At 61.8% G+C, this 304-nt stretch carries 1 protein-coding gene; it reads left to right on the forward strand.

Features of this window, described 5'->3' with window-relative positions; all coding sequences use genetic code 11:
* The coding region (locus ACLBXP_RS25635) for a helix-turn-helix transcriptional regulator (RefSeq protein ID WP_447670633.1) at window positions 1-272 on the forward strand (272 nt) is incomplete at its 5' end.
* Window positions 273-304 lie beyond the last annotated feature (32 nt).

Here is a 304-nt window from a genome sequence, read left to right on the forward strand (position 1 = left end):
TTCTGCATCTCCTCTATGATCTCACGCCCGCAGAGGCGCGGCTCCTGCGGGCTCTCGCGAGCGGTCTGCGATTACAATTCTATGCTGAAAGCATCGGTGTTCAGGCCAGCACCGCGCGTAGCCAGCTCAAATCCATCTTTCACAAGACGGGTACGACCCGACAGGCGGAGCTGCTGAGCCTCATCGCGTCGATATCGGCGTTCAATGGAGGAGCGACGAACAGCCGCGAGACGGCACGTGTCGCCCCGGCGCACTGCACTCAGATCTTGTGATCGAGGAACGCCATCAGGGAGGCCGCGGTCGG

The sequence above is a fragment of the Methylobacterium sp. A54F genome, assembly GCF_053346035.1.